Below are 24,325 nucleotides of genomic sequence, written 5' to 3' on the forward strand. Positions count from 1 at the left end.
GCGAGCACGTCTCATCCTAGGCACAGATGGGATCCATTGCAGCGGATCAGGCGGCCTGTTTCGGCGGAAACTTCGGCGCGTGCAGGCCCAGAAGCATGGCTTCGCGCACCAGCGCCATGATGTCCTCATGGGCCAGGTCGAACAGGCGCTTGAGCTCGGGGAGCACGAAATACAGGGGCTGCAGGATGTCGATGCGGTACGGCGTGCGCATGCATTCCAGCGGGTTGAAGGCCTGGTGCTCGGGCGCATCGGAGAGGCTGTAGACGCTCTCCCTGGGCGACGAAAGGATGCCGCCGCCGTAGATGCGCAGGCCTTGCGGGGTGTCCAGCAGGCCGAACTCGATGGTCATCCAGTAGAGGCGGGCGAGGTACACCCGTTCTTCCTTGCTCGCGGCCAGGCCGAGCTTGCCGTAGGTGTGGGTGAACTCGGCGAACCAGGGGTTGGTCAGCAGCGGGCAGTGGCCGAAGATCTCGTGGAAGATGTCCGGCTCCTGCAGGTAGTCCAGCTCTTCCGGGGTGCGGATGAAGGTGGCGACGGGGAATTGCTGGCTGGCCAGCAGCTCGAAGAAGGTCTGGAAGGGAATCAGGGCCGGCACCCGCGCCACGCGCCAGCCGGTGGTGGCCTGGAGCACCTGGTTGATTTCGCTCAGTTGCGGGATGCGGTCGTGGGGCAGGCCAAGCTGTTCGATGCCGTCCAGGTATTCCTGACACGCGCGGCCCTCGATCACTTTCAATTGGCGGGTGATCAGGGTATTCCAGACCTGGTGCTCGGCTTCCGGGTAGTGGATAAAGCCATCTTCATCAGGTTGGCGGGCCACGTACTGCGTTGTCTTCATGGGTGCCCTCATAGGTACTGTGGCGTCGAGGCCTTGTTGTTGTGATGACCAACATTTAGCGCGAGTCGTGCCGCCGAACAGCCCCCTGTTCGCGGTGTTTTCAGCCTACCAGGGCCTTCATCCGTAAAGAAAAGATTACGCAAGGCGGCGCAGGCATCCGGCCATGGCTTGAAGGTGCGGCTTGGTGTCACATATTCTTGACGGTAATTTCCGGCTGCCTTGCGAAAATCCGCGCCGGAGCGCCCACCACAACGACAACCACGGGCCCGCCATGCGCATCAAAGTGCACTGCCAGAACCGCGTCGGCATCCTGCGCGACATCCTCAACCTGCTGGTCGACTACGGCATCAACGTCAACCGCGGCGAAGTCGGCGGCGAGCAGGGCAACGCCATCTACCTGCTCTGCCCGAACCTGATCAACCTGCAGTTCCAGTCGCTCAAGCCCAAGCTCGAAGCGGTGCCCGGCGTGTTCGGCGTCAAGCGTGTCGGCCTGATGCCCAGCGAACGGCGCCACCTGGAGTTGAACGCATTGCTGGCGGCGCTGGAGTTCCCGGTGCTGTCCATCGACATGGCCGGGCAGATCGTCGCGGCCAATCGGGCCGCCGCGCAGCTGCTGGGCTCGCGGGTCGACGAAGTGCCGGGGATTCCGCTGTCGCGCTACGTCGAGGACCTCGACCTGCCGGAGTTGGTGCGAGCCAACAAGGCACGCATCAACGGCCTGCGCGTGAAGGTGAAGGGCGATGTGTTCCTCGCGGACATCGCGCCGCTGCAATCCGAACACGACGAGAGCGAGGCGCTGGCTGGCGCCGTGCTGACGTTGCACCGCGCCGACCGCGTCGGCGAGCGCATCTACAACGTGCGGCGCCTGGAGTTGCGCGGCTTCGACAGCATCTTCCAGAGCTCGCGGGTGATGGCCGCCGTGGTGCGCGAGGCGCGCCGCATGGCGCCGCTGGATGCGCCGCTGCTGATCGAGGGCGAGACCGGCACCGGCAAGGAACTGCTGGCCCGCGCCTGTCACCTGGCCAGCCCGCGCGGGCAGTCGCCGTTCATGGCGCTGAACTGCGCCGGCCTGCCCGAATCCATGGCCGAGACCGAGCTGTTCGGCTACGGCCCGGGCGCCTTCGAGGGCGCGCGTCCGGAAGGCAAGCTCGGCCTGCTGGAACTCACCGCGGGCGGCACGCTGTTCCTCGATGGCGTCGGCGAGATGAGCCCGCGCCTGCAGGCCAAGCTGCTGCGCTTCCTGCAGGATGGCTGCTTCCGCCGCGTCGGCAGTGACGAGGAGGTGTACCTGGACGTGCGCGTGATCTGCGCGACCCAGGTGGACCTGTCCGAGCTGTGCACCAAGGGTGAGTTCCGCCAGGACCTCTACCACCGCCTCAACGTGCTGTCGCTGCACATCCCGCCGCTGCGCGAATGCCTGGACGGCCTGGAACCGCTGGTGCAGCACTTCCTCGACCAGGCCAGCCGGCAGATCGGTTGCGCTCTGCCCAAGCTCTCGTCCCAGGCGCTGGACCGCCTCGGCCGCTACCACTGGCCGGGCAACGTGCGGCAGCTGGAAAACGCGCTGTTCCAGGCGGTCTCGCTGTGCGAGGGCGGCACCATTCGCCCCGAACACATCCGCCTGCCGGACTACGGTGCGCCGCATCCGCTGGGCGACTTCTCCCTGGAGGGCGGGTTGGACGCCATCGTCGGTCGGTTCGAGAGAGCGGTGCTGGAGCGGCTCTACCGCGAGCACCCGAGCAGCCGGCAACTGGGCAAGCGCCTGGGGGTGTCGCACACCACCATCGCCAACAAGCTGCGCCTGCATGGGTTGGGGCAAAGCGAGGAGTCCTGAGCGACTCCCAGGAACTGAACGCAGCGGGAAAAACAAAACCCCGGCACCGGGCCGGGGTTGTGCACTCGCGTTCGGTCAGCTCGCCGTCACTGCGCCACGCGCGCCATCAACCCTGCCGCCTGGCGCATGCGGGTGATGTATTGCGCCACCTCGCGTTCGGCATCGAAGCGGGTGAAGTACGGCCCTTCGAGAGTCCCTTCGCGGGTGGAGAAGAAGTACTGGCCATTGACCGCGCTGATCCGATCGCTGCGGTAATGGGTGGCCGCCTGATTGTCGCCGACACGTTGCCCCAACATACGCTGACCTCCCGTACAAAAGGATTAATTGATTCGAGTGTATGCCGCAAAGCCCCGCCGTACAGGGGCTGCAGGGGGATGGCGACGAACGGTTGGGTTTTGTCTCAGCGGTGAAACACCTGGCGGGCAGAGCTTCCCGCTAGCTTGGCTATGCTCAGTGTCCAGCGCGCCCGGGGCGCCAGGGCAGGGTCGATACGAGTTCTTGATTTTGGTTATAAGAAAATCAAAATATATTCTTTTTAATGCGTAAAGACCTTGTGCATAGTGGCTACCAACACGAACAAGGAGAGACCCATGAGCTTGCGACTCGGCGACATCGCCCCCGACTTCGAACAGGAATCCAGCGAAGGCCGCATCCGTTTCCATGAATGGCTGGGCAACAGCTGGGGCATTCTGTTCTCCCACCCGGCCGACTTCACCCCGGTGTGCACCACCGAGCTGGGCTTGACCGCCAAGCTCAAGGACCAGTTCGCCGCCAAGGGCGTCAAGGTGATTGCCCTGTCCGTCGACCCGGTGGACTCCCACGTGAAGTGGATCGACGACATCAACGAGACCCAGAACACCGTGGTCAACTTCCCGATCATCGCCGACGCCGACCGCAAGGTCTCCGAGCTGTACGACCTGATCCACCCGAACGCCAACGACACCCTCACCGTGCGTTCGCTGTTCGTCATCGACCCGAACAAGAAGGTGCGCCTGACCATCACCTACCCGGCGAGCACCGGGCGCAACTTCAACGAAATCCTGCGCGTCATCGACTCGCTGCAGCTCACCGACAACCACAAGGTCGCCACGCCCGGTAACTGGCAGGACGGCGACGACGTGGTGATCGTGCCCTCGCTCAAGGACGAGGAAGAGATCAAGCAGCGCTTCCCCAAGGGCTACCGCGCCATCAAGCCGTACCTGCGCCTCACCCCTCAACCGAACAAGTGATTCTCCGCTCCCCATCCGGGGAATCACTCACGCCTCGAGCGGGAAATCGGGCCGGTCCGCCGGCCCCTTTTTTATCTTTCACGCGCGGACCACGCCGCGCTTTTTTATTCGCTCCACCACCAACGATCTGACTTGCCCGCCAGACGGGAAGAAGACACCAGTCCACGCCAAGGAGAACGACCATGGGTCATTCCACCTGGCGCCGCAGCCTGGCCGTCGCTCTTCTCGCGAGCCTGCCGATCGGCGCCTACAACAGCCCCGCCCAAGCCGCCGACGCACCGAAGGAGGTGCGCCTGGACTACGCCTACTACGCGCCCACCAGCCTGGTGCTCAAGCACTTCGGCTGGCTGGAGAAGTCCCTCAAGCCGCAGGGCACCGAAGTGCGCTGGGTGTTCAGCCAGGGCAGCAACCGTTCCCTGGAATACCTCAACGCCGGCAGTACCGACTTCGCCTCCACCGCGGGGCTGGCCGCCGTACTCAGCCGCGCCAACGGCGCGCCGCTGAAGACCGTCTACATCGCCAGCCGGCCGGAGTGGACCGCGCTGGTGGTGCCCAAGGATTCGCCGCTCAAGTCCGTCGCTGACCTCAAGGGCAAGAAGATCGCCGCCACCAAGGGCACCGATCCCTATCTGTTCCTCCTGCGCAGCCTGCAAAAGGCCGGGTTGGACAAGAACGACGTGGAAATCGTCCACCTGCAGCACCCGGACGGCCGCGCCGCGCTGGAGCAGGGCAGGGTGGATGCCTGGGCGGGGCTGGACCCGCACATGGCCGCCAGCGAACTGCAGGCCGGCTCGCGGTTGCTGTACCGCAACGTCGACTTCAACAGCTACGGCGTGCTCAGCGTCACCGAGAAATTCGAGCAGGAGCAGCCGGAGCTGATCAAGCAGGTCATCGCCGCCTACGAAGAGGCGCGCCAATGGGCCATCGCCCATCCGGAGGAAACCGCGAAACTGCTCGCCGAGGAGGCCAAGCTGCCGCTGGAAGTGGCCAAGCTGCAGCTCTCGCGCACTGATTTCAGCAAGCCGCTGCCGGGCGCCGAACAAGTTGCCGCGCTGAAAGCCGCCGCGCCGATCCTGATCGATGAGCAACTGGTTCGCCCGGGCACTGATGTCACCGCCGTGGTGGATCAGCTGATTGCCCCGCAACTGGCCGGCGAGGTGATTGGCAAGGCTGGCGCTGTCGCCAAGGCGGAGCAGTAATCCATGCCAACCCAGAGCCTGCGCCTCGCTCGCCAGCGCCGCCTGCCAAGGCTGCGCTGGCCGCGACTGAGCTGGCGCGCCTGGCTGCTGCCGCTGCTGCTGTGCGCGGGGCTGGAGTTGGTGGTACGCGTCGGCTGGCTGCCCGAGCACCAGATGCCCGCGCCCAGCAGTGTCGCGCTGACGCTCTGGCAACTGGCCCAGGGCGAGCTGTGGAGGCACGTGGCGGCCAGCCTCGCACGGGTGGCTGCCGGCTTCTCCATCGGCGCGGCGTTGGCCATCCTGATCGGCACCTGGGTCGGCCTCAGCCAGCGTGCCGAGGCTTATCTCGAACCGACTTTCCAGGCGCTGCGGGCCATTCCCAGCCTCGCCTGGGTGCCGCTCCTGCTGCTCTGGCTGGGCATCGACGAGACGCCGAAAATCGTGCTGATCGCCCTCGGCGCTTTCTTCCCCGTGTATCTCTCGCTGGTAGCCGGCGTGCGTAACGTCGACCGCAAGTGGGTCGAGCTGGGCCGCTTGTATCACCTCTCGCCCTTTGCCCTGGTGCGGCGGATTCTGCTGCCGGCCGCGCTGCCGAGCCTGTTCACCGGCCTGCGCGGCGCCCTGAGCCTGAGCTGGATGTTCCTCGTTGCTGCCGAGCTGATCGCCGCCACCCGTGGCCTCGGCTATCTGCTCAGCGACGGCCGGGAAACCTCGCGGCCGGACATCGTCATCGCCGCCATCCTGGTGCTGGCGGTGCTCGGCAAGCTCAGCGACAGCCTGCTCAAGGCGCTGGAGCAGCGTGCGCTGGCCTGGCGCGATACCTTCCTGGGCAATGGAGAGAGCTGATGAGCGCCTTGCTGGAACTGCGTGATATCCGCAAGAGCTTCTCCGGCGTGCGGGTGCTGGACGATGTCAGCCTGAGCCTGGCGCCGGGCGAAGTGGTCAGCCTGCTCGGCCCCAGTGGCTGTGGCAAAAGTACCCTGCTGCGCATCGCCGCCGGGCTGGACGACGAGTTCGCCGGCTCGCTGGAGCGCAACCCGCTGCTGGGTTTCGGCCCGGACGGCGACACCGGTCGTGGCGGTGGTGGCGTCGGCGTGGTGTTCCAGGAGCCGCGCCTGCTGCCCTGGCTGACCGTGGCGCAGAACATCGGTTTCGCCGACGGCTGGCTGGCCGATGACCACCGTATCGCGCACCTGCTGCGCGACGTGGGCCTGGAAGGCAAGGGTGACCTGCTGCCCAAACAACTCTCCGGCGGCATGGCCCAGCGTGCGGCCATCGCCCGTGGTCTCTACGGTCGTCCGCAGGTGTTGCTGCTGGACGAACCCTTCAGCGCGGTGGACGCCTTCACCCGCATCCGCCTGCAGGACCTGATCCAGCAACTGGCGCTGGAGTACGACATCAGCATCCTGCTGGTCACCCACGACCTCGACGAAGCCTTCTACCTCAGCGACCGCGTCCTGCTGCTGGGCGGCGCACCCAGTCGCCTGCGCCGCGAATTCCCCGTACCGCTGCCGCGCCCTCGGGATCGTCGCGCCGTCGAGTTGGCCTTTCTGCGCGGCGAAGCGCTGACCGAGCTGCACCAGTCCCACGTCATCTGACTCATCACTGTTCTACATTAAAAACAAAATCGCATAACCAAATGAAAAAATAACATTTATTGGAATATGAGATTGCCTGTTAAGGTCTATGCACATTGGTTAGCAGGGCGGCATTCGTATCGTCCTGATCGTTATAAGGAAGCGTGCAGATGTATGTAGTCACCCTAGCCGGCAGCCCCAGCCAGCGTTCCCGCTCCGGCGTCCTCCTGGACGTCGCACGGAACTGGCTGCACGCCCACGGCGCCGAGGTGCGCTCCTACTCCGTGCACGATTTTCCGGCGGAAGACCTGCTGCATGCACGCTTCGACAGCCCGCGGGTGGTCGAGCTGATCGAACAGGTCCTGCGCGCCGACGGCCTGGTGATCTCCACCCCGGTGTACAAGGCATCCATCGCCGGTGCGCTGAAGGTCATTCTCGACCTGCTGCCGGAGCGGGCGCTGGCGCACAAGGTGGTGCTGCCCCTGGCTACTGGCGGCAGCAACGCGCACATGCTGGCGGTGGACTACGCGCTCAAGCCGGTCCTCGCTGCGTTGAAGGCACAGGAAACCCTGCATGGGGTGTTCGCCGAAGAGAGCCAGGTGCAATACCCCGAGGGCAATTCCCCGGCGCGCCTGGAACCGACCCTCGAACACCGACTGCTGGAATCCCTGGAACAGTTCCATGGCGCCCTCGCGCGCCGGCCGAAACCCATCGACCCGAACCTGCTCAACGAACGGCTGATCAACGCCCGCTGGAGCATCTGACAGACAACCCCACGCAGTGAACGCCAAGCCCCAACCCGGCAGGCGGCAACTGCGTCACCAACAAGAAAAGGCCCTCACCGTCCCGCCAACGGGACCGCAGGTCCGGCAATCACACTCGACGAAGGATCACTCCCATGCGGACTCTCACTTTGCGTAGTGGACTGGCGGCCCTGCTGATCGCGGCCCTGTCCTACAACGTCCAGGCGGACGAACAACCCGGCACCCTGCGTATCGGCTATCAGAAATACGGCACCCTGGTGCTGCTCAAGGCCCGTGGCACGCTGGAGAAGCGCCTGGCCGAGCAGGGCGTCAAGGTGCAATGGACCGAATTCCCCGGCGGCCCGCAGCTGCTCGAAGGCCTGAACGTCGGCAGCATCGACTTCGGCGTCACCGGCGAAACCCCGCCGGTATTCGCCCAGGCCGCTGGCGCCGATCTGGTCTACGTGGCCCATGAACCGCCGGCGCCGACCAGCGAAGCGATCCTGCTGCCCAAGGATTCGCCGATCAAATCCGTCGCCGAGCTCAAGGGCAAGAAAGTCGCCCTGAACAAAGGCTCCAACGTGCACTACCTGCTGGTGCGCGCCCTGGAGAAAGCCGGCCTGAAATACACCGATATCCAGCCCGTCTACCTGCCGCCGGCCGACGCCCGCGCCGCCTTCGAGCGTGGCAGCGTCGATGCCTGGGTGATCTGGGACCCGTACCAGGCCGCCGCCGAGAAACAGCTCTCCGCCCGCACCCTGGTGGATGGCACCGGCCTTGTGGATAACCACCAGTTCTACCTCGCCACCCGCCCGTACGCGAACCAGCACCCGCAGGTGATCACCACCCTGATCGACGAAGTGCGTTCGGTGGGCGAGTGGTCGCAGCAGAACCCGCAGCAGGTGACCGACCAGGTCGCGCCGCTGCTCGGCCTGCCGGCGGACATCACCTTCACCGCGGTGAAACGCCAGGGCTACGGCGCCCAGCCGATCACCCCGGACGTTACCGCCGCGCAGCAGAAGATCGCCGACACCTTCACCGACCTGAAGCTGATCCCCAAGAAGCTGAGCATCAAGGACGTGGTGTGGACGGCGCCTGCCAAGGTCGCTACCGCCCAATGATTCCCTTGTAGGAGCGAGGGGGACGCCTAGTCCTTGCTCGCGAACCCGCCCAGCTCCAGAGCTGCCGGGAGTCGGTTCGCGAGCAAGCTCGCTCCTGCGAAGAACAGTAGCAACACGTACACCCATCCCATCATCGCGCGGCTACGCCACGCCGGCGCGCTTATCTGGAGTTACAGCGATGAGTCTCAACATCTTCTGGTTCCTGCCGACCCACGGCGACGGCCACTACCTGGGCACCGCCGAAGGCGCCCGTGCCGTGGACCACGGTTATCTGCAACAGGTCGCCCAGGCCGCCGACCGCCTCGGTTTCGGTGGCGTGCTGATCCCTACCGGCCGCTCCTGCGAGGACTCCTGGCTGGTTGCCGCCTCGCTGATCCCGGTGACCCAGCGCCTGAAGTTCCTGGTCGCCCTGCGTCCGGGCATCATTTCCCCGACCGTGGCCGCCCGCCAGGCCGCAACCCTCGACCGGCTCTCCGGTGGGCGCGCGCTGTTCAACCTGGTGACCGGCGGTGACCCGGACGAACTGGCCGGCGACGGCCTGCACCTGAGCCACGCCGAGCGCTACGAAGCCTCGGTCGAATTCACCCGCATCTGGCGCCGCGTACTGGAGGGCGAGACCGTCGACTACGACGGCAAGCACCTGCAAGTGAAGGGCGCCAAGCTGCTCTACCCGCCGATCCAGCAACCGCGTCCGCCGTTGTACTTCGGCGGTTCCTCCGACGCCGCGCAGGACCTCGCTGCCGAGCAGGTCGAGCTGTACCTGACCTGGGGCGAGCCGCCGGCCGCCGTCGCCGAGAAGATCGCCCAGGTCCGCGAGAAGGCCGCCAGGCAAGGCCGCAGCGTGCGCTTCGGCATCCGCCTGCATGTGATCGTCCGCGAGACCAACGACGAAGCCTGGCAGGCCGCCGACCGCCTGATCTCCCACCTGGACCAGGACACCATCGACCGTGCCCAGGCGTCCCTGGCGCGCTTCGATTCCGTCGGCCAGCAACGCATGGCCGCCCTGCATGGCGGCAACAAGGACAAGCTGGAGGTCAGCCCCAACCTCTGGGCCGGCGTCGGCCTGGTGCGCGGCGGTGCCGGCACCGCGCTGGTCGGCGATGGCCCGACCGTGGCGGCGCGCGTCAAGGAATACGCGGACCTGGGGATCGACACCTTCATCTTCTCCGGTTACCCGCACCTGGAAGAGTCGTACCGGGTCGCCGAATTGCTCTTCCCGCACCTGGACCTCGCTCGCCCGCAGCAACCGCAGGAGCGCGGCTACGTCAGCCCGTTCGGCGAGATGGTCGCCAACGACATTCTGCCCAAGGCGGCATCGGCGAGCTGATAAGGCGGTCGGGCGGCAAACGCGCCGCGTGATCCGCCCGACGAAGAATCCGGAGAGACGAAATGAGCAATTCCAATCAACTCGCCCAGCGCCTCGCGCCCTGGGCCCTGCCGGTGGGCCTGGTGGTGATCTGGCAACTGGCGGTGGAATTCGGCTGGCTGTCCAGCCGTATCCTGCCGGCGCCCAGCGCGGTGGCCGAGGCCGGCTACCACCTGGTGGTCAGCGGCGAACTGTGGCAACACCTGGCGATCAGCACCTGGCGTGCCGCCGTCGGCTTCCTCATCGGCGGCAGCATCGGCCTGGTGCTGGGGCTGATCACCGGCCTGTCGAAGTGGGGCGAGCGCTTCCTCGACAGCTCCGTGCAGATGATCCGCAACGTGCCGCACCTGGCGCTGATCCCGCTGGTGATCCTGTGGTTCGGCATCGACGAGTCGGCGAAGATCTTCCTGGTCGCCCTCGGCACGCTGTTCCCGATCTACCTCAACACCTACCACGGCATCCGCAACATCGACCCGGGCCTGCTGGAAATGTCGCGCAGCTACGGGCTGTCCGGCTTCGCCCTGTTCCGCCAGGTGATCCTGCCCGGCGCGCTGCCCTCGATCCTGGTCGGCGTGCGCTTCGCCCTGGGCTTCATGTGGCTGACCCTGATCGTCGCTGAGACCATTTCCGCCAACTCCGGCATCGGCTACCTGGCGATGAACGCCCGCGAATTCCTGCAGACCGACGTCGTAGTCCTGGCCATCCTGCTCTACGCCGTGCTCGGCAAGCTGGCCGATCTCGCCGCCCGCGGCCTTGAGCGCGTCTGGCTGCGCTGGCACCCGGCCTATCAGGTCAAGGGAGGTGCGGCATGAATGCGGTGAACAACCTGCCTCAGAAACTCAAGAAAGGCATTCCGCTGGCGCTGGAAAACGTCCGTAAACGCTTCGGCGAGCGTGAAGTGCTCAAGGGTATCGATCTGCGGATTCCCGCCGGCCAGTTCGTCGCCATCGTCGGCCGCAGCGGTTGCGGCAAGAGCACCCTGCTGCGACTGCTGGCCGGGCTCGACGAGGCCAGCGACGGGCAACTGCTGGCCGGCTCCGCGCCGCTGGACAGTGCCCGCGAAGAAACCCGTCTGATGTTCCAGGACTCGCGGCTGCTGCCCTGGAAGCGGGTGATCGACAACGTCGGCCTCGGCCTCAAAGGCGACTGGCGCAAGAAGGCGCTGGACGCGCTGGAAGCCGTGGGCCTCGCCGACCGCGCCAACGAGTGGCCGGCCAGCCTGTCCGGTGGCCAGAAGCAGCGCGTGGCCCTGGCCCGTGCCCTGATCCACCAGCCGCGCCTGCTGCTGCTCGACGAGCCGCTGGGCGCGCTGGATGCCCTGACCCGTATCGAGATGCAGCAACTGATCGAGCGCCTCTGGCAGCAGCATGGCTTCACCGTGCTGCTGGTCACCCATGATGTCGCCGAGGCCGTGGCCATCGCCGACCGGGTGATCCTCATCGAGGATGGCGAGATCGGCCTGGACCTCAATGTCGAGCTGCACCGCCCGCGCGCCCGTGGTTCGGCACGCCTGGCCGCGCTGGAAGCCGAAGTGCTCGAACGCGTGCTGTCGCTGCCGGCGCAGCCGCCCGAGCCGGAACCCGTTTCCCCACTGCCCACGCAGCTGCGCTGGGCGCTCTGATCCAACGTTCATCCGAAGACCCCATTCTCCCAAGGAGCTACGCCATGACCATCAAAGCCATCAACGTCCGCAACCAGTTCAAGGGCACCATCAAGGAAATCGTCGAAGGCGATGTACTGTCGGAAATCGACGTGCAGACTGCCGCTGGCATCGTCACCTCGGTGATCACCACCCGTTCGGTGAAAGAGCTGGAACTGGCCATCGGCAGCGAAGTGATCGCCTTCGTGAAATCCACCGAGGTGTCCATCGCCAAGCTCTGAATGCGGCGCTGGAATACAACGGGCAGTCCGGAAACGGGCTGCCCGTTTCCTTTTGCGCGACGGCTTCCGGGACGCGCCGGGCGATTTTGTAGGAGGGCTGGAGCGCAGCGACACCCATGCTGTCGGCGCGTGGCCCGATGGGTATCGCAAGCTCCACCCATCCTACGAATAGCCAGGCTTTGCGCCAGCGGCAAACGGCTAGAGCAATTGCTCTACTTCCCTTAGACTCCCGCTCAAACCAACAAGAGAAAGGAGTCCCGCATGTCCCTGAGTCCCTCTGCCTTCGCATTGCTCGGCCTGGTCGCCTGGACCGTGCTGCTGGTTCTGCTGCTGGTCAACCAGCGTGGCCTGCTGGTGATGAGCGGCCGCATGAAGGTCAACGTCTTCGCCGCCGACGGCAGCAACACCCCCGGCACTTTCGGCCAGCGCCTGGTGCGTGCCCACGCCAACTGCGTGGAGAACGTGCCGCTGTTCTGCGCGGTGCTGCTCTATGCGATGGTCACTCAGCAGACGGTAATCACCGACCCGCTGGCGCCAACCCTGCTGGTGGCGCGCATCGTCCAGTCGGTGGTGCACCTGCTCAGTACTTCCGCGCTGGCGGTGTGGGTGCGTTTCGCTGCCTTCTTCGTTCAGCTGATCATCCTGATCTGGTGGCTGCTGCGCCTCTCGACCCTGATCTGAGCGGCGACCGGAACAGTTGCGCAACGCAACTGTTCCTATGGGGCGATACCGCCATGACTTAGCATGGCGGACCGCACACGCGTCGAGGCTTCCATGCACGTTTCATCCGGCCGCTGGCAATTCGGCCTGTTCCTGGCCCTGGTCACCGCCGTTCTCTGGGGCATCCTGCCGATCAAGCTCAAGGAAGTGCTCAGGGTCATGGACCCGATCACCGTCACCTGGTTTCGCCTGGTGGTGTCCGGTGGTCTGCTGCTGATCTACCTGGCCTTCACCCGCCAGCTGCCGCGCTTCTCGCCACTTGGCGCGCGCGGCAAGGGATTGGTGCTGCTGGCCATTCTCGGCCTGACCGGCAACTACGTGTGCTACCTGATCGGCCTGCGCATGCTCACGCCGGGCACCACGCAACTGGTGATCCAGATTGCGCCGATCCTGCTCCTGCTGGGCAGCCTGTTCGTCTTCAAGGAGAGCTTCAGCATCGGCCAGGCGCTGGGGCTCGCCGTGCTGATCTTCGGTTTCGGGCTGTTCTTCAACCAGCGCCTGGCGGAACTGTTCAGCTCGCTGGGCGAGTACACTACCGGCGTGCTGATCGTGGTCTTTGCCGCCTTCATCTGGACCTTCTACGGCCTGGCGCAGAAGCAACTGCTGACCCAGTGGACCTCGGTGCAGGTAATGATGGTGATCTACCTGGGCTGCGGTGCGTTGCTCACGCCCTGGGCGCATCCGCTGGAAGCGCTGGACCTCTCGCCGCTCCAGGGCTGGCTGCTGCTGGCCTGCTGCCTGAACACCCTGGTGGCCTATGGCGCCTTCGCCGAGGCGCTGGCGCACTGGGAGGCCTCGCGGGTCAGCGCGACCCTGGCGATCACCCCGCTGGTGACCTTCGCGTCGGTGGCGCTGGCTGCCTCGCTGTGGCCGGAGTTCGTGCTGCCCGAAGACCTCAACGGGCTGGCCTATGTCGGCGCGCTGCTGGTGGTCAGCGGCTCCGCGCTGACCGCGCTGGCGCCTTCACTGTTGCGCAGTTACCGGGCGCGAAGGGCGCGCATCGCCAACCTCTGAATCCCCGAGGGCCGCCGCGAGGCGGCCTTCTGCTATCCAGCGCTCGCGTTCGGCTTCATTTTCGCAAATGATATGTATTATCATTTGTGCAATTCGATGGTTGTCGAGGCCCAGCGCCTCGGTTCGGGGGCGACGTGGTAGCGGGCAATAGCGGAGCAGGGCGGCGACGCCGGGAGGCGTGGGTCGATGGATGAGCGCTTCTCCCGTTCGGTGTCCCAGGCCTATCGCTCCTTCCACGGCGAGCTCCTGCGCTTCCTGCGCAAGCAGCTGGGCAGTTCGGCGGATGCCGCCGACCTCGCCCAGGATGCCTTCGCCCAGTGGCTCAAGTCCTCCTCGCGGCATGAAGTCGAACAGCCGCGCGCATTTCTCTTCCAGGTCGCGCGCAACCTGCTGCGCGACCACTGGCAGCGCTCCCGGCGCTTCTCCAATGAGCCGGAAGAGGCCCTCGACCATGACCAGCAACCGGCCGCCGAAGGAGGCGAACCCGTGGTGCAGTTCGAGCGACAACGTTATCTTCGCCAGCTTTCGAAGGCGCTCGACAGCCTCCCGCCACGGCGCCGCGAGGCCTTCATCCTGCACAAGTTCGATGGCCTTTCGCAGCCGGAGGTGGCCAGGCGCATGGGGATTTCATTGAGCATGGTGGAGAAGCACGTTGCCAGCGCGCTGCTGCATTGCAAGCGTCAGGTTCAGGGAGAGGGCGAAGCATGACGCCGCAGGAAGAACGCCAGCAGGTGATCGACGAACTCGCCGCCAAGTGGTTCAGCCGCCAGCGCGCAGGCGCCTGGGATGCCCGCGAGCGCCAGGCCTTCGCCGACTGGCTGGCGGAAGACCCTGCGCATGAATCCGCCTACCGTGAGATCGAGCAGTTGTGGAGCGATCTCGACCATATCCGCCGACCGGCCATCGTGCCTGGCCGTCGCCCGGCATGGCCTTGGCGCGGGCTCGCGGCTGCCAGTGTGTTCTGCGCGGCGTTGCTGCTGGCAAACGACTTCAGCGGCGGCCGCCTGGCCGATCCGCAACAGGTGCAGACCACCGCTGCGGGCGAGCAGCGCGAGGTGACGTTGGCCGACGGCACGCGGGTTTTCCTCGCGGGGGATTCGTCGTTGCGCGTGAACTCCTCGGATGCGTTCCGCGATGTGCAATTGCTGCGCGGCGAGGCCTATTTCGAAGTCACCCACGATGTTGCCCGGCCCTTCCGGGTGACCTCCGGTGGCAGCCGTGTGCGCGTCCTTGGCACCGGTTTCGATGTGCACCGTACGGACGACGGCCTGACGGTGGCCGTGCGCCACGGCAAGGTGGCCTTGCAGGCGAAACTCGATGCGCGTGACGAGCAGACCCTGACCGCGGGTGATCGCGCCCAGCTTGCTGCCGGGGCAGGGGAGGTCCAGATCGACCGCGTACCTGTCGCCTCCATCGCTGCGTGGCGCGACGGCATGCTCGCCTTCCGCAATCAGCCCCTGGGGGCGCTGGTGGACGAGCTGTCGCAGTACCGCGCGGCGCCCATCCGCCTCGGCGATGAGCGCCTGGCGCAGAGGCCCATCTCCGGCAACGTGCGCCTGGCCCGCCCGGACGACTTCCTCGCGGCCCTGCCGGTACTGCTCGACGTGCGCGTGCAGCGCAAGGCCGATGGCAGCGCCGTGATCCTGCCGCGCTGATCGCCCCTCCCTTGTAGGAGCGAGCTTGCTCGCGAACGTATTTCCCGGAAGCACCGGACCTGGGCCGGTTCGCGAGCAAGCTCGTTCCTACGAAAATCCCGTACCCGTTTCCGCTCCCATGTACCCTGAATCATTTTTGAGAAATATTTTTATTTGCAGGTGTGGGGTTTTCTCGAATGAGGGTCTTCCCCGTCATTCGCTGCGAAACGCGCAGCGCTTTTCGTCCCTGGGGAGGGCCTTGCATGCAGTCTCGTTTCAACTTCCCGTTCGCACGCCCGCTAGGCTGTGCCGTGCTGCTCGGCAGCCTGATGACGGCCGAGTACAGCCGCGCTGTCGATTGGCAGATCGACTTGCCGGCGCAGGCACTGAGCGACTCCATCGGCAGCCTGTCGCAGCAGGCAGGCGTGCAGGTGCTTTATGACGCCTCCCAGCTGGAGGGGCTCAAGGCTCCCGCGGTAGCCGGCCGCTACAGCATGCGCGAAGTCCTGGAGCACCTGCTCAAGGGCTCGTCGCTGGAACTGGTGGAGGCGGGCGACGGCTTTGTCGTGCGGCGCTCCGGCAAGGTCGACAAGTTCAGCGACAACGCCATGGAACTGGATTCGCAGACCATCGTCGGCAGCGGCCTGTCGGTGGACTCCAGCAATGTCGGCCGTTCGACCCTGACCCGCAAGGACATCGAGCGCATCCAGGCCGACAACATTCCCACCCTGCTGCAGACCCTGCCCGGCGTGACCATGGGCGGCTCGCCCAAGCCGGGCGGGCAGACCGTCAACATCTGGGGCCTGGGCGATGCCGAGGACGTGCCCTTCACCCTCGACGGCGCACCCAAGAGCGGCTTCGAGCGCTACCAGCAGGGCACCGTGTTCATCGAGCCGGAGCTGATCAAGCGCATCGAAGTGGAGAAGGGCCCGCACTCGGTCTACAACGGCAACGGCGGCTTCGGCGGCACCGTGCACATGGAAACCAAGGACGCGCCGGACCTGCTGCGCGACGATCAGAACGTCGGCGCCATGCTCAAGTACGGCTACCACTCCAACGACCAGCAGAAGATCTACAGCGGCGCCGTCTATGGCCGAACCGAGGACCGCAAGGTCGATGCGCTGGCCTACGTTACCGCCCGCGATGGCCGCGACATCAAGCTCGCCGGGCACATTCCCGACCCGAACAACAACTACCCGATCAACCCCAGCCGCCTGCCCAATAGCGCCCAGGACCTGGACGCCGGGCTGTTCAAGCTGAACCTGCACCCCAACCTCGACAACGACATCAGCCTGGCCTACAGCCGCTCCCACAGCACCCGCTGGACGCCGTTCTCCTCGGCCTCCTACCCGACGCCACCGACCCAGTCGAGCATTGATCGCTACGGCTATGAAGCGGCGCTCAAGCGCCTGCTGGCGCACCGCGACACCACCGACACGACCTGGTCCGGCAAGTACGAATACCACCCGATCGACAACCCGCTGATCGACCTGATGGTGCAGTACTCCGAGTCGCACATCGACCAGACCGACGAGCGTAATCCGGACGCCTTCTTCCAGGTCTCCACCGGTGGCCGCAAGATGGATACCGACTACAAGGACAAGGTGCTGGAGTTGCGCAATACCAGCCTGTTCGCCACCGGCCCGGTACAGCATGCGTTCACCGTGGGTACCGAGTTCCACCGGCACACCCGCACCACCGACATGTATATCCCCGGCTCCACCTACAACACCGCGCGCTACAACTATGGGCACTTCCAGCCGACCTTCATGCCCAGCGGCAAGCAGAACACCAACAGCGCCTACATCCAGGACGCGCTGACCCTGGGCAGCGTGACCATCACCCCGTCGTTGCGCTTCGACCATGTGCGCAACCAGGGCAAGGACAATGACGCGCCGATCTACAACAACGCCGCGCAAGGCCACGACTACAGCTCGCAGACCTACAGCGGCTGGTCGCCGCGCCTCTCGCTGTTCTGGACGGCCACCGAGCGCCTGGGCTTCTTCGCCGACTACAGCCGTACCTGGCGTGCGCCGGTGATCGACGAGATGTACGAGGTGCAGAACAGCAGCACGGTCAGCGCCACCAGCCGCGACCTCGACCCCGAGCGCATTCATGCGCTGCGCTTCGGCTCGCTGGTCAACCTGCCGGACCTGTTCATCAACGGCGACAACCTGCAGGTGCGCACCACGCTGTTCCAGAACAAGATCAAGGACGAGATTTTCCGCACCCGCAGCGTCGGCTGCGAGCAGCAGGCCATCGACAACGGCACCATCTCCGGCAGCTGCGGCGACTACCTGCCGCTCTCCAACTACCGCAACCTGCCGGGCGTGACCTACAAGGGCTTCGAGATCGAGAGTTTCTACGACAGCCCCTGGCTGTTCGGCGGGCTGTCGTACTCGTGGGTGACCGGCAAGCACGACGGCGCCTACAGCAACCCCTGGGGGCCGAACGTGTGGGCGCGTGACGTGCCGCCGGCCAAGTGGGTCGCCACCCTGGGCACCAAGATTCCGGCGTGGGACGCGCAGATCGGCTGGCAGGGCGAGTTCGTCCGCCAGACCGACCGCCTGCCCAGCGACAAGTACAAGGGCGGCATGGGCACCAGCGTCGGCGACATCTTCTGGGACCAGACGGTCAACGACAGCTATGACACCCAGCGCGTCTTCGCCAGCTGGAAGCCGCGCCGCCTGGGCTTCGAGAATACCGAGCTGAACTTCACCGTGGACAACCTGTTCAACCGCGACTACCACCCGGCGCTGGCCGGCGACAGCGTCTACAGCCAGGGCCGCAACGCCAAGTTCAGCCTTACCCAGTACTTCTGAGAGGCTCCCTGTCGACTGTAGGAGCGAGCTTGCTCGCGAGCGGATTTCCCGGCAGCAGCGGAGCAGGGCGCGTTCGCGAGCAAGCTCGCTCCTACGATCCGGCGTGCTCCTAGGGCGCATAAAGCGGGACGCTTTATCCGCCGATGGTGCTCACGGCGGATAACGCCGTTGGCGTTATCCGCCCTACCAAAAGGCCTGCGCCAAGTACCAACGAAAACGGGCGCCCGAAGGCGCCCGTTTGCTATTGCAGGTATCAGGCTCAGGCAGCCGGACGCACCACGCGGTAGACCAGCGCACCGATCACGCCGCCTACCAGCGGGCCGACCCAGAACAGCCACAGCTGCTTCATGAACAGCGGGTCGGCGAAGATCGCCACGCCCAGGCTGCGCGCCGGGTTCACCGAAGTGTTGTCGATCGGGATGCTGATCAGGTGGATCAGCGTCAGCGTCAGGCCGATGGCGATCGGCGCAAAGCCCGCCGGGGCCAGCTTGCTGTCGGTGGCGCCCATGATCACGAACAGGAAGAACGCGGTCAGCAGTACTTCGGCCGTCAGCGCGGAGAGCATGCTGTAGTGGTCTGGCGAGCCTTCGCCGAAGCCGTTGGCGGCAAAGCCCGCCAGCGCGTCGAAGCCCGGTTTGCCGCTGGCGATGAAGTACAGCGCCGCACCAGCGAGGATGCCGCCAACCACTTGGGCGACGATGTACGGGACCAGCTCAGCGGTGCGGAAGCGGCCGCCGGCCCACAGCCCGAGGCTGACCGCGGGGTTGAGGTGGCAACCGGAGATCGGGCCGATGGCGTAGGCCATGGTCACGACCGTCAGGCCGAAAGCCAGGGCGACACCCAGGACGCCAATGGCGTGGGCGGCGAAGATGGCGCTGCCGCAACCACCGAACACCAGCCAGAAGGTGCCGATCATCTCGGCGGAAAGTTTGCGAAGCATGCTGCCTCCAGAGGCGGGGAGAGGTACCCGGAATTTGGGTGTAGGCATGCTAAGAGAAAGGGTCGGGGCGACTGGTGTAGGGGAAATCCTATGTGTGACGGGGCAAAAGCCGATCATGAAAGCCGAAGGCGGCGTAGAACACTGTAATCCCGTGCTCTACGACCGAATCAGACTTGTGAGCCGATCTGCTCCGCCCGCCGCAGCCAGCCCTGGCGTTGTTCCTCGCCCGAGCCGCGCACCGGGCTGAATTCCTCCAGGTGATGGAGGGCGATGCCGCAGGGCGCGAGGATGCAGCGGGTCATCTGCCGATGGGCCGGTGCGCCCTGACGCAGGCGGTAGTGCCAGTGCGTCTGGTCGTGGCTGACCAGCAGGTCGGCGCTGCGCCCGCCCAGCAAGGGTTCGAACTCGCGGGACTCCACCGAGCGGTAGCGGAAGGCGAAGCCGGGTTGCAGCACGCGGTCGAAGAAGCCCTGCAGCAGCGCCGGCAGGCCGCCCCACCAGACCGGGTAGACGAAGGCGATGTGCTGCGCCCAGTGGATTTGCCGCTGCGCTTCGAGCACGTCCGGTTCGAGGGATTGGCCCAGTTCATAGCCGCCGCGCAGCACGGGGTCGAAGTTCAGCTCGCCGAGCTTGAGCATGTGCACCACATGGCCCTTGGTGCGGGCGCCGTGGGCGTAGGCCTCGGCGAGCGCGTGGCAGAAGCCGCCGGGCTTGGGCGAACCCAGCACCAGCAGCACGCGCTTGCCGTCGCCTTCAAGGGGCGTGGCGCCATGCTTGACGGCTTCAACCATTCTGCCCGGCCTCCAGCATGGTTTCCGGGCGGACCCACTGGTCGAACTCGGCGTCGCTCAGGTAGCCCAGTTCCAGTGCGGCGGCGCGCAGCGTCTTGCCTTCGGCATAGGCCTTCTTGGCGATCTCGGCGGCCTTGTCGTAGCCGATGTGCGGGTTGAGCGCGGTCACCAGCATCAGGCCGCGGTCGAGGTGCTCGCGCATCTTCGCGGCGTCCGGTTCCATGCCGGCGATGCAGTGGGTGTTGAAGTTGCGGCAGCCGTCGGCCAGCAGGCGTGCGGACTCCAGCAGATTGTGGATGATCACCGGCTTGTAGACGTTGAGCTGCAGGTGGCCCTGGCTGGCGGCGAAGGTGATCGCGGCATCGTTGCCGAAGACCTGGCAGGCGAGCATCGACAGGGCCTCGCACTGGGTCGGGTTGACCTTGCCGGGCATGATCGAGGAGCCCGGTTCGTTGGCCGGCAGCTTCACCTCGGCGAATCCCGCGCGGGGGCCGGAGCCGAGCAGGCGCAGGTCGTTGGCGATCTTCATCAGGGCCACGGCCAGGGTCTTCATCGCGCCGGCGAGGGTCACCAGCGGTTCGTGGCCGGCGAGGGCGGCGAACTTGTTCGGTGCGGAAACGAAAGGCAAACCGGAAAGGTCGGCCAGTTCAGCGGCGATGGCCTCGGCAAACTCCTTCGGCGCGTTCAGCCCGGTGCCGACGGCGGTACCGCCCTGGGCCAGCTCGTAGACGGCCGGCAGTGCCGCGCGGAGGGCGCGCTCGGCATAGTCGAGCTGGGCGACGAAGGCGGAAAGTTCCTGGCCGAAGGTGACCGGCGTTGCGTCCATCAGGTGGGTGCGCCCGGTCTTCACCAGGTTGGCGTGGCGCGCGGCCTGCTGGGCGAGGCCGCCGCTGAGTTCGGCGATGGCCGGCAGCAGGTCGTTCTGCACCGCCTGGGCGGCGGCGATGTGCATGGCGGTGGGGAAGCTGTCGTTGGAGCTCTGCGCGCGGTTCACATGGTCATTGGGGTGCACCGGCTTCTTGCCGCCGCGGCCGTTGCCAGCGATCTCGTTGGCGCGCCCGGCGATGACCTCGTTGACGTTCATGTTGCTCTGGGTACCGCTGCCGGTCTGCCAGACGACGAGGGGGAACTGGTCGTCGTGCTCGCCCGCGAGCACTTCGTCAGCCGCTTCCTCGATCAGGCTGGTGATGTTCTCCGGCAGCTCGCCCAGCTGTGCATTCACGCGGGCAGCGGCCTTCTTGATCAGCGCCAGGGCGTGGACCACCGCCAGTGGCATGCGCTGCCCGCCGATGGCGAAGTTCTCCAGCGAACGCTGGGTCTGGGCGCCCCAGTAGGCGTCTTCGGGGACTTCTATGGGGCCGAGGCTGTCGGTTTCGGTGCGGCTCATGGTGCTTCTCCGGAAAAGGGTCTCGGCCAGTTTAGGCCGCCACGGGGCTTCCGGGTTCCACTCTGGCTCAATGGCCGTGATAGAGCGGTTTCAACGACGCGCCGGGTTACCAGCGGGCGTGAGTGGCGCCGATCCAGCCGAGCGCGCCGTTGACCGGCACCAGTTCGCCGCCGGCTTCGCGCAGGGAGCCGTCGAAGCGGCCGAACCACTGGCTGGTCTCGGCGAACAGCGGGCCCAGGCGCGGGCTGGCGCGATGCAGCTTGCGCGGAGTGAAGGTGAGGTCGACACGCTCGTCGGCATCTCGCAATTGCCACGGCGACAGCGGGTCGTGGGGAACCTGGTGGATCTCCACAGGGCCGGCCAGCGCCTGCAGTTCGCCGCCGAACCACAAGGCGTTCTCGCTCAGGTGGCTGTTTTCCGTCCAGCCGGCGCCGAAGTTGCCGGCGATGCCGCCGGGCGCTGCGAAGGCGGCGCGGGTCCAGCGGGTGTGGAAGGGCCAGACGCCGCGGCCGAAATCCAGTGCGGCGAAGCTCTGGCCCTCGCTGCAGCGGTAGGTCTTGTGGCCGAGGCTGAGGCTGCCGCTGATCGGCAGGCCCATCTGCCGGCTGCAGGCGTGGAAGCACTTGCCGCTCATCGGCACCACCAGGTTGACCGACTCCAGGTGCGCCGGGCGCTGTACTTCCAGGGAGAGGTTCAGCGGCTGGCCCCCCAGGTTCGGCGCGCAGGCGGTGATGCGCAACTGGCCCGGCTGCTCGTCGAAGCCCAGGCTGAGCTGGCCATGCGCGAAACGGTGGCTCTGGTTCGGCATGTCCGGCAGGTGGCAGCCCAGGCCGAACGGGCTGAACTGGGTGCGGTGCACCGACTGTCCGGTTTCCAGGTCGAGGAAGTACACGGCGCCGTAGCCCAGGTAATCGAGGTCGGCGATGGTGATCGAGAGCATCCAGCCCGGCGCGTTGATGCACCAGTGGTTCCAGCGCTTGCGCCGGCCGGCGTTGCCGGAGAGCTGGCAGAGCGTCTGTGGCCGCGACGACCAGCCCACGGCCGCGCTGTTCAGGCGGCCGCGCGCATCGCACAGGGGCGGTGCGGCGATGGAAGTCGGCGGGTGGCTGAGGGTGTTCATCGGTCACATCCATGTGGCAACGCGCCGCAGCATGCCGTTTCATGAACTGTCCTACAAGAGAAGCCGGTCACTTCCCGCTCAATTGGCACTCACTTGAGCGCATTCCGAACTTAGGCGCAGAATGGCGGGTCCGACACGGACACCCTTCAGACTCACAGGACTGCCCCATGACCGTTCTTCGTTCCCTCTGCACCGCAGCACTTCTGGTTGGCTTCAGTTCCGTGGCACTGGCTGATGCCAACGCCGAGGCGGAGAAATTCCTCAAGCAGGTGCACGCCGACAAGCTGACCGTGCCGGTCTACGCGCAAGTCCAGCAGATGCTCGCCCAGCGCTTCGCCCAGGCCAAGGCACCGGACAGCAAGAAGGCCGTGCTCGACCGCTACCAGGCCAAGGCCAACGCCGAGCTGGACCGTGCCGTGGGTTGGGACAAGCTCAAGCCCGAACTGGTCAAGCTCTACACCAGCAACTTCAGCGAGTCCGAGCTCAAGCAGCTGAACGATTTCTACGCATCCCCCCTGGGCCGCAAGGTGCTGGAGAAGATGCCGCGCCTGACCGCCGAATCCGCCCAGCTGACCCAGGCCAAACTGCAGACCGCGGTGGAGCCGGTGAACAAGCTGATGGCCGACATGGACAAGGAACTGGGCGTGAAAGCCCCGGCCGCTCCGGCCAAGAAGCCCTGATCGTCCTGATTACCACTTGCCTGAACCGTACTGATTGCCAGCGAGACCCGACATGAGCATGCGTGACCGACTCCAGACCGCCCTGGGCGCCCTCGAACCTCAGCACCTCGACGTGCTGGACGAGAGCCACATGCACAGCCGCGGGCAGGAAACGCACTACAAGGCGGTGATCGTCAGCCCGGCGTTCACCGGGCTGAACGCGGTGAAGCGGCACCAGAAGGTCTATGCCACGCTCGGCGAGCTGATGGGCCAGATCCATGCGCTGGCTCTGCACACCTACACCCCCGAGGAGTGGGCGCAGCAGGGACAAGCGCCGGATTCGCCGACCTGCCGTGGCGGCAGCAAGCACGATCTTCCGCATTGATCGGCTGCCGGATGCGGGCTTCGTCCCGCTCCGGTAGAATGCGACACCCAGCGCCGGCTTCTGCCGGCGCTGTCATTTTCAGCTGTTCGTTTCAGCTCTTGTTGATAAAGACCCGGTCCGCCCTTTACGCGGGCGACCACTGGAGTGATGCATGACCACCGAAAGAATCGTCGTCGCGGCGTTATACAAGTTCGTCTCCCTGCCCGACTACGTCGCCCTGCGCGAGCCCCTGCTGCAAACCCTGCTGGAAAACGGCGTGAAGGGCACTTTGCTGCTCGCCGAAGAGGGCATCAACGGCACCGTCTCCGGCACCCGCGCCGGTATCGACGGCCTGCTGGCCTGGCTGCGCAACGACCCGCGCCTGGCCGATGTGGACCACAAGGAGTCCTACTGCGACGAGCAACCCTTCTACCGCACCAAGGTCAAGCTGAAGAAGGAAATCGTCACCCTCGGCGTGCCTGGGGTGGACCCCAACGCCAAGGTCGGTACCTACGTCGAACCCAAGGACTGGAACGCGCTGATCTCCGACCCGGAAGTCCTGCTGATCGACACCCGCAACGACTACGAAGTGGCCATCGGCACCTTCGAGGGCGCCATCGACCCGAAGACCAAGTCGTTCCGTGAATTCCCCGACTACATCCGCGAGCACTACGATCCGGCCAAGCACAAGAAGGTCGCGATGTTCTGCACCGGTGGTATCCGTTGCGAGAAGGCCTCCAGCTACATGCTCAATGAAGGCTTCGAAGAGGTTTTCCACCTCAAGGGCGGCATCCTCAAGTACCTGGAAGAAGTGCCCGAGGCCGAAACCCTCTGGCGTGGCGACTGCTTCGTGTTCGACAACCGCGTGACCGTGCGCCATGACCTGAGCGAAGGCGACTACGATCAGTGCCACGCCTGCCGCAACCCGATCTCGGTTGAGGACCGCGCCTCCGAGCATTACGCCCCCGGCATCAGTTGCCCGCACTGCTGGGACTCGCTCTCGGAGAAGACCCGTGCCAGTGCCCGCGAACGGCAGAAGCAGATCGAGCTGGCGCGCCAGCGCAACCAGCCGCACCCCATTGGCCGTGATCCTCGCGCGGAGAACTGATC

At 65.8% G+C, this 24,325-nt stretch carries 24 protein-coding genes and 1 pseudogene; 19 read left to right on the forward strand and 6 right to left on the reverse strand.

Annotated elements, in window-relative coordinates:
* Window positions 1-46: 46 nt before the first annotated feature.
* Entirely contained in the window at window positions 47-835 is a 789-nt protein-coding gene (gene phhA, locus GJV37_RS24930) for a phenylalanine 4-monooxygenase (RefSeq protein WP_170859813.1), read from the reverse strand.
* Between the two features lie 271 nt (window positions 836-1,106).
* On the opposite strand from phhA, the gene GJV37_RS24935 reads away from it, so the two are divergent.
* Window positions 1,107-2,669, forward strand: coding sequence for a sigma-54-dependent transcriptional regulator (locus tag GJV37_RS24935; protein WP_169887368.1), 1,563 nt, complete (start codon window positions 1,107-1,109; stop codon window positions 2,667-2,669).
* An 86-nt stretch (window positions 2,670-2,755) separates the two neighbouring features.
* Here the strand turns inward: GJV37_RS24935 and GJV37_RS24940 are convergent, their stop codons facing one another.
* Window positions 2,756-2,965 (reverse strand): DUF6316 family protein, encoded by a 210-nt coding sequence (locus GJV37_RS24940; RefSeq protein WP_037012382.1) that lies wholly within the window; start codon window positions 2,963-2,965, stop codon window positions 2,756-2,758.
* A gap of 294 nt (window positions 2,966-3,259) precedes the next feature.
* Here GJV37_RS24940 and GJV37_RS24945 point away from each other — a divergent pair, with 294 nt between their 5' ends.
* The 15 genes from GJV37_RS24945 to GJV37_RS25015 all read left to right on the forward strand — a co-directional run bounded on the left by GJV37_RS24945 (window position 3,260) and on the right by GJV37_RS25015 (window position 17,954).
* Window positions 3,260-3,898 carry a peroxiredoxin gene (locus GJV37_RS24945; protein WP_024764389.1) on the forward strand — a complete coding sequence of 213 codons (639 nt, stop codon included), beginning with the start codon at window positions 3,260-3,262 and terminating at the stop codon, window positions 3,896-3,898.
* Window positions 3,899-4,080: 182 nt separating this feature from the next.
* Window positions 4,081-5,097, forward strand: coding sequence for an aliphatic sulfonate ABC transporter substrate-binding protein (locus GJV37_RS24950; protein ID WP_037012385.1), 1,017 nt, complete (start codon window positions 4,081-4,083; stop codon window positions 5,095-5,097).
* A gap of 3 nt (window positions 5,098-5,100) precedes the next feature.
* Window positions 5,101-5,922: an ABC transporter permease gene (locus GJV37_RS24955; RefSeq protein ID WP_170859814.1), complete on the forward strand. Its 822-nt coding sequence runs from the start codon at window positions 5,101-5,103 to the stop codon at window positions 5,920-5,922.
* The gene (locus GJV37_RS24960) at window positions 5,922-6,674 is read left to right on the forward strand and encodes an ABC transporter ATP-binding protein (RefSeq protein WP_065086433.1); all 753 of its coding nucleotides are present in this window, start codon (window positions 5,922-5,924) and stop codon (window positions 6,672-6,674) included. The genes GJV37_RS24955 and GJV37_RS24960 overlap by 1 nt, the downstream gene beginning before the upstream one ends.
* Window positions 6,675-6,823: 149 nt before the next feature.
* On the forward strand, window positions 6,824-7,417 hold the full coding sequence (gene ssuE, locus GJV37_RS24965) for an NADPH-dependent FMN reductase (protein ID WP_037012392.1): 594 nt from the start codon (window positions 6,824-6,826) through the stop codon (window positions 7,415-7,417).
* Between the two features lie 134 nt (window positions 7,418-7,551).
* On the forward strand, window positions 7,552-8,517 hold the full coding sequence (locus GJV37_RS24970; RefSeq protein WP_038803409.1) for a sulfonate ABC transporter substrate-binding protein: 966 nt from the start codon (window positions 7,552-7,554) through the stop codon (window positions 8,515-8,517).
* Between the two features lie 178 nt (window positions 8,518-8,695).
* Window positions 8,696-9,844: an FMNH2-dependent alkanesulfonate monooxygenase gene (gene ssuD / locus GJV37_RS24975; RefSeq protein ID WP_024764384.1), complete on the forward strand. Its 1,149-nt coding sequence runs from the start codon at window positions 8,696-8,698 to the stop codon at window positions 9,842-9,844.
* Window positions 9,845-9,906: 62 nt separating this feature from the next.
* On the forward strand, window positions 9,907-10,695 hold the full coding sequence (gene ssuC, locus GJV37_RS24980) for an aliphatic sulfonate ABC transporter permease SsuC (protein ID WP_024764383.1): 789 nt from the start codon (window positions 9,907-9,909) through the stop codon (window positions 10,693-10,695).
* Complete coding sequence (gene ssuB, locus GJV37_RS24985; protein WP_065086434.1) at window positions 10,692-11,504, forward strand: aliphatic sulfonates ABC transporter ATP-binding protein; 813 nt, start codon at window positions 10,692-10,694, stop codon at window positions 11,502-11,504. Before ssuC ends, ssuB begins: the two co-directional genes overlap by 4 nt.
* Window positions 11,505-11,548: 44 nt before the next feature.
* The gene (locus GJV37_RS24990) at window positions 11,549-11,764 is read left to right on the forward strand and encodes a TOBE domain-containing protein (protein ID WP_017517652.1); all 216 of its coding nucleotides are present in this window, start codon (window positions 11,549-11,551) and stop codon (window positions 11,762-11,764) included.
* Between the two features lie 261 nt (window positions 11,765-12,025).
* Window positions 12,026-12,445: an MAPEG family protein gene (locus GJV37_RS24995; protein ID WP_024764381.1), complete on the forward strand. Its 420-nt coding sequence runs from the start codon at window positions 12,026-12,028 to the stop codon at window positions 12,443-12,445.
* Between the two features lie 93 nt (window positions 12,446-12,538).
* On the forward strand, window positions 12,539-13,498 hold the full coding sequence (locus GJV37_RS25000; protein ID WP_170859815.1) for a DMT family transporter: 960 nt from the start codon (window positions 12,539-12,541) through the stop codon (window positions 13,496-13,498).
* A gap of 186 nt (window positions 13,499-13,684) precedes the next feature.
* Complete coding sequence (locus GJV37_RS25005) at window positions 13,685-14,206, forward strand: sigma-70 family RNA polymerase sigma factor (protein WP_024764379.1); 522 nt, start codon at window positions 13,685-13,687, stop codon at window positions 14,204-14,206.
* A complete protein-coding gene (locus GJV37_RS25010; RefSeq protein WP_170859816.1) occupies window positions 14,203-15,153 on the forward strand; it encodes a FecR family protein in 951 nt (316 codons plus the stop codon). Before GJV37_RS25005 ends, GJV37_RS25010 begins: the two co-directional genes overlap by 4 nt.
* Window positions 15,154-15,395: 242 nt before the next feature.
* On the forward strand, window positions 15,396-17,954 hold the full coding sequence (locus GJV37_RS25015) for a TonB-dependent receptor (RefSeq protein ID WP_193453038.1): 2,559 nt from the start codon (window positions 15,396-15,398) through the stop codon (window positions 17,952-17,954).
* Window positions 17,955-18,213: 259 nt separating this feature from the next.
* Here GJV37_RS25015 and aqpZ read toward each other — a convergent pair whose 3' ends face one another.
* From aqpZ to GJV37_RS25035, 4 genes are all read right to left on the reverse strand, one after another.
* Window positions 18,214-18,894: an aquaporin Z gene (aqpZ, locus tag GJV37_RS25020; protein ID WP_024764377.1), complete on the reverse strand. Its 681-nt coding sequence runs from the start codon at window positions 18,892-18,894 to the stop codon at window positions 18,214-18,216.
* Window positions 18,895-19,061: 167 nt separating this feature from the next.
* Entirely contained in the window at window positions 19,062-19,685 is a 624-nt protein-coding gene (locus tag GJV37_RS25025; protein WP_024764376.1) for an NAD(P)H-dependent oxidoreductase, read from the reverse strand.
* On the reverse strand, window positions 19,678-21,072 hold the full coding sequence (locus tag GJV37_RS25030; RefSeq protein WP_024764375.1) for a class II fumarate hydratase: 1,395 nt from the start codon (window positions 21,070-21,072) through the stop codon (window positions 19,678-19,680). The genes GJV37_RS25025 and GJV37_RS25030 overlap by 8 nt, the downstream gene beginning before the upstream one ends.
* 106 nt (window positions 21,073-21,178) lie before the next feature.
* Window positions 21,179-22,192, reverse strand: a complete 1,014-nt coding sequence (locus tag GJV37_RS25035) for a DUF2804 domain-containing protein (protein WP_065086439.1) — start codon at window positions 22,190-22,192, stop codon at window positions 21,179-21,181.
* Between the two features lie 121 nt (window positions 22,193-22,313).
* Between GJV37_RS25035 and GJV37_RS25040 the strand changes: the two are divergent.
* The 3 genes and pseudogenes from GJV37_RS25040 to trhO all read left to right on the forward strand — a co-directional run bounded on the left by GJV37_RS25040 (window position 22,314) and on the right by trhO (window position 24,323).
* Window positions 22,314-22,872: pseudogene (locus GJV37_RS25040) on the forward strand (DUF2059 domain-containing protein).
* A 52-nt stretch (window positions 22,873-22,924) separates the two neighbouring features.
* A complete protein-coding gene (locus tag GJV37_RS25045; RefSeq protein WP_037010396.1) occupies window positions 22,925-23,236 on the forward strand; it encodes a BolA family protein in 312 nt (103 codons plus the stop codon).
* Between the two features lie 151 nt (window positions 23,237-23,387).
* Window positions 23,388-24,323 carry an oxygen-dependent tRNA uridine(34) hydroxylase TrhO gene (trhO, locus tag GJV37_RS25050; protein ID WP_065086440.1) on the forward strand — a complete coding sequence of 312 codons (936 nt, stop codon included), beginning with the start codon at window positions 23,388-23,390 and terminating at the stop codon, window positions 24,321-24,323.
* Window positions 24,324-24,325: the final 2 nt, after the last annotated feature.

Source organism: Pseudomonas nitroreducens, from assembly GCF_010994165.1.
GTDB classification, from domain to species: Bacteria; Pseudomonadota; Gammaproteobacteria; order Pseudomonadales; family Pseudomonadaceae; genus Pseudomonas; species Pseudomonas nitroreducens.